Origin of the sequence: Capnocytophaga canis (assembly GCF_000827555.1) — a bacterium.
In the GTDB taxonomy this organism is placed as follows: Bacteria; Bacteroidota; Bacteroidia; order Flavobacteriales; family Flavobacteriaceae; genus Capnocytophaga; species Capnocytophaga canis.
Genome location: NZ_CDOI01000078.1, coordinates 1 through 265, shown reverse-complemented (window position 1 = coordinate 265; position 265 = coordinate 1). Strand labels below are relative to the sequence as shown.

General features: G+C 37.0%; 1 rRNA gene. It reads left to right on the top strand.

The window, feature by feature from the left end:
* Nucleotides 1-186: 186 nt before the first annotated feature.
* Nucleotides 187-265 (top strand): 5S ribosomal RNA (rrf, locus tag CCAND38_RS02345); the annotation flags it as partial.

Sequence of the window (265 nt, the reverse complement as noted above, 5' to 3'; positions counted from 1 at the left end):
TGATAGGTTACAGGTGTAACGGCAGTAATGTCATAGCCGAGTGATACTAATAACCCGTAGACTTATTGCGTCGCAGATTCTTTTTTTGTTATTATTATAACGTGTTTTTATCCTAGTATGTTACAATATTATGGTTGGTTGCTTAAAGCATATTGCTTATAGCTTATAGCGACTAATTCAACGATTTAAGGTGGTTATAGCGAAAGGTCTCACCTCTTACCATTCCGAACAGAGCAGTTAAACCTTTTAGCGCAGATGGTACTAC